This window comes from Providencia sp. 2024EL-00732, from assembly GCF_044006275.1.
In the GTDB taxonomy this organism is placed as follows: Bacteria; Pseudomonadota; Gammaproteobacteria; order Enterobacterales; family Enterobacteriaceae; genus Providencia; species Providencia huashanensis.
Genome location: NZ_JBIPDG010000025.1, coordinates 1 through 8,107, shown reverse-complemented (window position 1 = coordinate 8,107; position 8,107 = coordinate 1). Strand labels below are relative to the sequence as shown.

The window sequence follows — 8,107 nt, the reverse complement described above, 5'->3', positions numbered from 1 at the left end:
TTGCCGCCTACCTACAATCTGAACTATGAGGGTTAAACTCGTCTGGTATCTGCATGAAATCAGGTTAGTTTCAAATTGTAGGGGGGCTAGCTTTGCTCATTCGTCCTAGTCACATACTTATGTATGCTCCTAGGGTCTTATTCACTTGCCGCCTATTGATAACCTAAACTATGAGAGGCTATTTGGTTAGAAAAAGGCAAAAAAAACCCGCCCCTGACTAGGCGGGAACATCGACAAAATGCAATGTTTGTGAAAATTACGGCTAAACACGTTCAATAATAGTGGCGATACCTTGACCAAATCCGATACACATAGTTGCTAAACCAAACTGTTTATCTTTAAGCTCTAATTGATTAAGTAAAGCGGTGGTGATCCTTGCACCTGAGCACCCTAATGGATGACCGAGGGCGATAGCACCTCCACTAAGATTTACTTTTTCGTCTAATTGATTCTCTGATAATTTTAAACCTTTCATGCAGGCTATTGATTGAGCTGCAAAAGCTTCATTTAGTTCAATAATATCAATATCATTTAAAGACAACCCAGCGCGTTTTAATGCAAGTTCGCTTGCTGGTACTGGCCCATAACCCATTATTGATGGATCACAGCCAACTACTGCCATTGCTCGTACTCTAGCTCGTGGCTTAATCCCTTGCTGGCTAGCATAGCTTTCACTCGTTAGCAGCATTGCGGATGCCCCATCAGATAGGGCTGATGAGTTCCCTGCCGTGACTGTACCACTGACCGGGTCAAATGCTGGTCTTAGAGCAGCTAGGCCCTGAAGGCTAGCATCAAAGCGGATGACCTCATCATAATTTACAGAAATAAGATTACCATTAGCGTCATGCCCGCTAATAGGGACAATTTCATTACTAAATTTCCCATTTTCTGTTGCTAAAGCAGCAAGTTGGTGAGATCTCAAGGCAAATGCATCTTGTTCTTCACGGCTAATTTTGTACATTTTTGCTAGCATTTCAGCGGTAAGGCCCATTGCGCCTGCGGCTTTGGCAACTCGTAACGTCAGTTTAGAGTTGAAATCTATACCATGAGTCATGGGGACATGCCCCATATGCTCGACGCCACCAATTAATACTGAGTTTGCATCGCCTGTCATGATGAGTCGGCTAGCATCATGTATTGCTTGCATTGATGAACCACAAAGGCGATTAACAGTCACAGCTGGAACAGTGTGAGGTATATCCGTGAGCAATGCCGCATTCTTGGCAATATTAAACCCTTGTTCTAAGGTTTGTTGGACACAACCCCATATGATGTCATCTAACTGTTTTTTACTTGCATTTGGATTGCGTTCAAAAATAGCATTCATAAGGTGCGCAGATAGGTCTTCAGCCCTGACATGGCGAAATACCCCACCTTTTGAACGGCCCATTGGTGTACGTATTCCATCAATAATGACGACATTTTCCATAAAATTAACCCCTCGCAACTTTTTTGACATCAACGGCCACAACAGGTGGTTGTGGGTAATATCTAGCATTAGTAATTGCTTTTTCTTTTAAACCTTTAGGTGCCTGATAAAGAGGGCTTAAATGCTCTAAAGATTCTGCTGTTTTTAAATAAGACTGGCTACCCAAAGTATCTAAGTAGCAGAATGCGCCACCTCTAAATGGTGGGAACCCTAGACCATACACGAGAGCAATATCTGCATCTGATGGGCTCTGAATAATGCCTTCTTCTAAACAACGGACAACTTCATTGACCATTGGGATCATCATTCGAGCAATAATTTCTTCTTTGGTAAAAGAACGTTTTGTTGAGCAAATAGAAGCGAGTAGTTCATCTGTATGAGGGTCATTAACTTTTTTCGGCTTACCTTTTTTATCTTTTTCATATAGATAAAAGCCCTTGCCATTTTTTTGACCAAAACGCTGCTGTTCAAACATCACACTTATGGCATTTTTGCCTGTTTTACTCATACGCTCAGGGAAACCTTCGGCCATGACTTGTTCAGCATGGAAAGCAGTATCAATACCGACAACATCGAGAAGATAAGCAGGGCCCATAGGCCAACCAAATTCTTTCTCCATGATTTTATCTATTTCTCTAAAATCAGCCCCATCTTGCAAAAGTAAATTAAAACCTGCGAAATAAGGGAAAAGGACTCGGTTAACAAAGAAACCAGGGCAATCATTAACGACAATAGGGGTTTTCCCCATTTTATTCGCATAGGCAACAACTTTGGCGATAGTATCTTCAGATGTTTGTTTCCCTCTGATAATTTCAACTAATGGCATACGGTGTACTGGGTTGAAGAAATGCATTCCACAGAAATTTTCTGGGCGTTTTAGTGAGCTTGCAAGTGTCGAAATTGGAATGGTAGAGGTGTTTGATGCTAATAAGGTATCAGGGGCAATAAGGGATTCTACCTCAGTGAGCACAGCGGCTTTAATTTTGGGGTTTTCAACAACAGCTTCAACGACGATTTGGCTGCTTTCAATACCTGAATAGGATAATGAAGGGTGTATAGCAGCTAATGTGGTTGCCATTTGTGCAGCGGTGATTTTCCCTCTTTCAAATTGCTTGTTTAACAGTTTTTGTGCTTCCTCAATCCCTAACTCTAATGATTTCTCATTGATATCCTTCATTAAAACTGGCACGCCCCTACTGGCGGACTGATAGGCAATGCCTCCACCCATAATCCCAGCACCAAGCACTGCGGCATGCGTTGGAGTACTAACATGTTGTGAGAGTTTTTTGCTATTAGATTTAACATGTTGATCATTCAGAAAAATACTGACTAATGCGCGAGCAACATCACTATGGGCGAGAGGTACAAAAGCTGCGGTTTCATGTTTTAATGCTTCATCTCGTGCACAGTTTGCTGCTTTTTCAATTGTATTTACAGCAGCCATTGGCGCAGGGTAATGTTTCCCAGCAGCCTGATACACCATTCCTTTTGCCACATTGAAACTCATTGTTTGTTCAATAGGGCTTAATTGTAATGGCTCTAGTTTTGGTTGGCGTTTTTTCTGCCAATTTAGTGCACCTGCAATAGCTGATTCAATGATAGTCAGTGCAGATTGAGGTAAGAGTTGGGTATCAACAACAGCGTCGATAAGACCAAATTTTAATGCTTGAGCGGCATTGATATCTTTACCTGCGGTAATAATTTCTAAGGCACTATCTAAACCGATTAGACGAGGCAGACGTACGGAACCACCGAACCCAGGCATAATACCAAGTTTTGTTTCAGGAAGCCCAATTCGAGCGTCGGGTGATGCGATACGAAAATCAGTGGATAAAACGCACTCACAGCCACCACCTAAAGCATAGCCATTGATAGCGCAGATAGTAGGAACTGGCAAATCTTCAATGCGGTTAAAAATGGTATTGGCATATTGTAACCAATTACTTAGCGTTTCTTTTGATGCCTCAAATAGAGATAAAAACTCTTTAATATCAGCTCCAACAATAAACGCTGGTTTATCAGAACGGAAAATAACACCTTGCAGATCGGTTTGCTGCTCTAGAACAGTCACGGCTTCATCAAGTGAAGCAACGGTGTGGGTATCCAATTTATTAATCGGCCCTGGTGAGTTAAAAACCAGTTCTGCAATCCCTTTTTTCAACCATTGAATATAGATTGTTTCACTTTGATAAAGCATTCTGCTCTCCTTTACATGGTAATGGTATCTGGTATGACCAGATGAAATGAGTGTGACCAGAATGTTAATTAATTGCAAATGGTTAATGACAAAAATGGAATGCGGGTCACAGCAATTAAGCTAAATAATAATGAATTAAAATGATATTATGATTATTTATCAATATATTAAGTTGGGTTTGCAATAGAGTGCATATCCGTTAATTTCAGAACGTGGTAAGCTTGAATTTTCTAATTAATGCTGAAAGGTTGAAAGAAATGGAAAAATTGACTGCACTCTACGCTGAACATATTAAAACGTTACAATACAGAACTCAGCAAGTCTTACAGCGCAGCAAATTAGATGCCATATTGATTCATTCAGGTGAACCCCTAAGCATCTTTCTTGATGATAGTGATTACCCTTTTAAAGTTAATCCTCATTTTAAGTCTTGGGTACCTGTTACTGATGTCCCACATTCTTGGTTACTCATTGATGGCGTAAATAAGCCTAAATTATGGTTTTATTCGCCAGTTGATTATTGGCATAGCGTTGAGCCATTACCAGATGGTTTCTGGACTAAAGACATTGACTTAATCCACCTAAAGAATGCGGACGATATCAAAGGGTTTCTGGCGAATATCCAAAAAGACAATATTGCCTATATCGGCTCTGCAACAGCAAGAGCGGAGTCATTAGGCATCTCTTTGCATAATATCAACCCAAAACCGGTTTTAGACTATTACCATTTCCATCGTTCATATAAAACAGACTATGAGCTTTACTGTATGCGTGAAGCACAAAAAATGGCGGTGAATGGGCACCTTGCAGCACTTGAAGCATTCCGTGCGGAAATGAGTGAATTTGATATTAATATCAGTTATTTACAGTCTACTGGTCATCGAGATACCAATGTGCCATATGGTAATATTGTTGCTCTAAATGAAAATGCAGCCGTACTGCATTACACCAAGTTGCAGCAAACAGTTCCTAATGAATTACGTAGTTTTCTGATAGACGCTGGTGCAGAGTACAATGGCTATGCAGCTGATATTACTAGGACTTATGCCGCAAAAGGCAAGGATGAATTTGCTGAATTAGTGGCGGATGTAAATAGCGAACAGCTTTCATTAATTGATACAATTAAAGCTGGGGTTCGTTATACCGATTATCACGTGGATATGCATCATAGGATCGCAAAAATCCTTGCTAAACACGATATTATAAAAGGTATTAGCGAAGAATCGATGGTCGAAAATGGGTTAACAACACCATTTTTACCTCATGGCTTAGGGCACCCTTTAGGGCTGCAAGTGCATGATGCTGCTGGCTTTATGCAAGACGACAGCGGGGCTCACCTTGCTGCTCCGAAAATGTATCCTTTCTTGCGCTGTACTCGTGTATTAGAACCTAAAATGGTATTAACAATTGAACCTGGTCTGTATTTCATTGAATCTTTACTCGCTGAGTGGCGAAATGGTGAATATAGTCAGCATTTTAATTGGGATAAAATAGAGTTCTTTAAACCTTATGGCGGTATTCGTATTGAAGACAATATAGTGATCCACGCTAACCGAATTGAAAATATGACTCGAGACTTACATTTACGTTAATGAAACCTTATTTAATACCAGCAGAAACGATTTCGTTTACTGAAGAAATTAAAAAAAGTCGTTTTATTACGTACTTAGCACATACCGAGGGTATTGAAGCGGCAAAAGATTACATCCAATCGGTTAAAGCTCAATATCCAGATGCTCGGCATCATTGCTGGGCATTTGTTGCTGGGCGTCCTGATGACTCGCAACAATTAGGTTTTTCTGATGACGGCGAGCCAACAGGAACGGCTGGCAAACCTATTATGGCACAACTGTTGGGAAGCAACTTAGGGGAAGTCACTTGTGTCGTTGTGCGTTATTTTGGTGGGATAAAACTGGGGACTGGCGGGTTAGTTAAAGCTTATGGTAATGGTGTACAGCAAGCACTGAAAATTTTACCAACACAAACTAAAGTGCCACAAAAAGTGTTTAATTTAGTATGTGATTACTCATTGGTTAATGCAATTGAGCAGCTACTTATTCAGGTGAATGGCGTGGTTTTACACAGTGATTATAATGAAGCTGTCTCTTTGCAAATTGCAATTCCTGCTACCCTTCAGCAGGAAGTCAATGATAAATTACGCGATATAAGTCGTGGTGCCTTGTCGCTCACGCCAGAATCGGAATAGTAAACAGCTTTAGCAAGGAATCTGCCGAATGCATTTTCGCGCAATAACCCGTATTGTCGGGCTGCTAGTCATCATTTTTTCATTTACCATGGTTATACCAGGTATTGTGGCGCTAATTTATCGCGATGGCGCAGGGCGAGCCTTTAGCCAGACTTTTGTGACTGCGTTATTGATTGGTCTTTTTTTATGGCTACCTACGCGTAATAGCCGTCATGAACTTAAGGCAAAAGAAGGCTTTCTTATTGTCGTATTATTTTGGACTGTTCTGGGGAGTGTTGGGGCATTACCTTTTATCTTTTCAGAGAGACCAAACCTTTCCGTTACTGATGCTTTTTTTGAATCATTTTCGGGGTTAACCACTACTGGCGCAACAACGCTAACAGGGCTCGACTCGTTACCTAAAGCAATATTATTCTATCGGCAAATGCTTCAATGGCTTGGCGGTATGGGGATCATTGTACTCGCCGTTGCAATCTTGCCTCTACTGGGTGTTGGGGGGATGCAGTTATATCGAGCGGAAATGCCGGGGCCTTTGAAAGACAATAAAATGCGCCCACGTATTGCAGAAACTGCAAAGACGTTATGGCTTATTTATGTATTGCTAACGATTGCTTGTGCTGTTGCTTTGTGGGTAGCTGGTATGGATGTTTTTGATGCTATATCCCATAGTTTCTCAACAATTGCTATTGGTGGTTTTTCTACACATGATGCAAGTGTAGGTTATTTTAATAGCCCTGCGATTAACACCATCATTGGGGTATTTCTGCTCATCTCTGGCTGTAATTTTGGTTTACACTTCGCTGTATTAACTGGGCGTAGCCTTGGCATTTATTGGCGTGACCCTGAATTTAGAATGTTTATTAGCTTCCAGTTTGTTCTAGTCGTGATCTGTACTTTAGTTTTAATGTATCACTCAGTTTATGGTAGCTTTGGGCAAACGCTCGATCAGGCATTTTTCCAAGTTGTATCAATGGCGACAACTGCTGGTTTTACAACAGATAGCTTTTCGGGGTGGCCACTTTTTTTACCGATGCTTTTATTATGTGCGGCATTTGTTGGTGGGTGTGCAGGGTCAACTGGGGGCGGGCTAAAAGTTATTCGCATTTTGTTACTCTTCTTGCAAGGTTCTCGGGAACTAAAACGTCTGGTTCATCCAAATGCGGTATACACGATTAAGTTAGGCCAAAGAGCGCTCCCTGAAAGAATTATAGAAGCGGTATGGGGGTTTTTCTCCGCATATGCTTTGGTTTTTATTGTCAGCTTATTACTTTTGATAGCAACGGGCGTTGATGAGTTTTCTGCTTTCTCTGCTATAGCCACCACATTAAATAACTTAGGCCCGGGTCTAGGAACAGTTGCTGACAACTTTACCTCTATGAATCCAACTGGGAAATGGATATTAGTTGTGACTATGTTATTTGGGCGTTTGGAGGTCTTTACTTTATTGGTACTGCTGACACCGACTTTCTGGCGTGAGTAATTGAGTACAACCTAATATAGAAATGATAATAATCTAGGAACGATGATGAGCTATTTACTTTTACATTCCAGTACGGATGGGCAAACAAAAAAAATTATTTTAAAGATGGCTGAGCAGCTACGGACATTAGGTCGAGAGTGTGATATTCGTGATTTAAACACTGAGCAAAGCTTAAATTTGGCGGCTTATGACAAAGTATTGGTGGGGGCATCGATTCGTTATGGTCATTTTAATAAAAAGCTACTTCGTTTTGCGACTACTCACCAAAACCAATTGAATTCAATGAACACAGCCTTCTTTGCTGTAAATCTTACAGCAAGAAAAGAAGGGAAAGACACAGTAGAAACAAACGCATACACACGTAAGTTTTTAGAAGCTTGCCCTTGGAAGCCAACATTAAAGTCTGTTTTTGCTGGAGCCCTCTTTTATCCACGTTATAAATGGTTCGATAGAACTATGATCCGCCTAATAATGAAAATGACAGATGGTCCGACTGACCCAAATACTGAAATTGAATACACTAATTGGGAGAACGTTACCCAATTTGCTAGTGAGTTTGATAAACTGTAGGTCTTTTTATCAACAAAATGCAGCAGGTTTGCACGATTTGTTTAATAAATCAGCGCTTGAAAAGAAATATTAAAAAAACACTTGCTAGATTTTCTGGGCTCCCTATAATGCGCATCCGTTGTCACGATAAACCGGCTCGAAGAAAACCTCGAAGCCTTGTGATAACAGAGGTGAGAAAGAAAAAGTTGAAAATAAACGCTTGACTTTCTAAATAAAAAACGTAAT

General features: G+C 40.7%; 6 protein-coding genes. 4 read left to right on the top strand and 2 right to left on the bottom strand.

All coding sequences use genetic code 11. From position 1 onward, the window contains the following. Positions 1-262: 262 nt before the first annotated feature. Positions 263-1,429, bottom strand: coding sequence for an acetyl-CoA C-acyltransferase FadA (fadA, locus tag ACHB7C_RS20660; RefSeq protein WP_042848818.1), 1,167 nt, complete (start codon positions 1,427-1,429; stop codon positions 263-265). 4 nt (positions 1,430-1,433) lie between these two features. Further along, a complete protein-coding gene (fadB, locus tag ACHB7C_RS20655; RefSeq protein ID WP_395348455.1) occupies positions 1,434-3,626 on the bottom strand; it encodes a fatty acid oxidation complex subunit alpha FadB in 2,193 nt (730 codons plus the stop codon). A 257-nt stretch (positions 3,627-3,883) separates the two neighbouring features. Between fadB and pepQ the strand changes: the two genes are divergently transcribed. From pepQ to hemG, 4 genes are read left to right on the top strand one after another with little or no spacing between them, the layout of a single operon-like run. Continuing rightward, complete coding sequence (pepQ, locus tag ACHB7C_RS20650; RefSeq protein ID WP_395348453.1) at positions 3,884-5,218, top strand: Xaa-Pro dipeptidase; 1,335 nt, start codon at positions 3,884-3,886, stop codon at positions 5,216-5,218. After that, a complete protein-coding gene (locus tag ACHB7C_RS20645) occupies positions 5,218-5,832 on the top strand; it encodes an IMPACT family protein (RefSeq protein ID WP_042848815.1) in 615 nt (204 codons plus the stop codon). Before pepQ ends, ACHB7C_RS20645 begins: the two co-directional genes overlap by 1 nt. 28 nt (positions 5,833-5,860) lie before the next feature. Continuing rightward, on the top strand, positions 5,861-7,312 hold the full coding sequence (gene trkH, locus ACHB7C_RS20640) for a Trk system potassium transporter TrkH (RefSeq protein ID WP_042848814.1): 1,452 nt from the start codon (positions 5,861-5,863) through the stop codon (positions 7,310-7,312). Between the two features lie 45 nt (positions 7,313-7,357). Next, positions 7,358-7,882: a menaquinone-dependent protoporphyrinogen IX dehydrogenase gene (hemG, locus tag ACHB7C_RS20635; RefSeq protein ID WP_071547685.1), complete on the top strand. Its 525-nt coding sequence runs from the start codon at positions 7,358-7,360 to the stop codon at positions 7,880-7,882. Positions 7,883-8,107: the final 225 nt, after the last annotated feature.

Coding starts and splice junctions, on each gene's coding strand:
- fadA (WP_042848818.1), bottom strand. CDS start 1,429: ATGGAAAATGTCGTCATTATTGATGGAATACGTACACCAATGGGCCGT.
- fadB (WP_395348455.1), bottom strand. CDS start 3,626: ATGCTTTATCAAAGTGAAACAATCTATATTCAATGGTTGAAAAAAGGG.
- pepQ (WP_395348453.1), top strand. CDS start 3,884: ATGGAAAAATTGACTGCACTCTACGCTGAACATATTAAAACGTTACAA.
- ACHB7C_RS20645 (WP_042848815.1), top strand. CDS start 5,218: ATGAAACCTTATTTAATACCAGCAGAAACGATTTCGTTTACTGAAGAA.
- trkH (WP_042848814.1), top strand. CDS start 5,861: ATGCATTTTCGCGCAATAACCCGTATTGTCGGGCTGCTAGTCATCATT.
- hemG (WP_071547685.1), top strand. CDS start 7,358: ATGAGCTATTTACTTTTACATTCCAGTACGGATGGGCAAACAAAAAAA.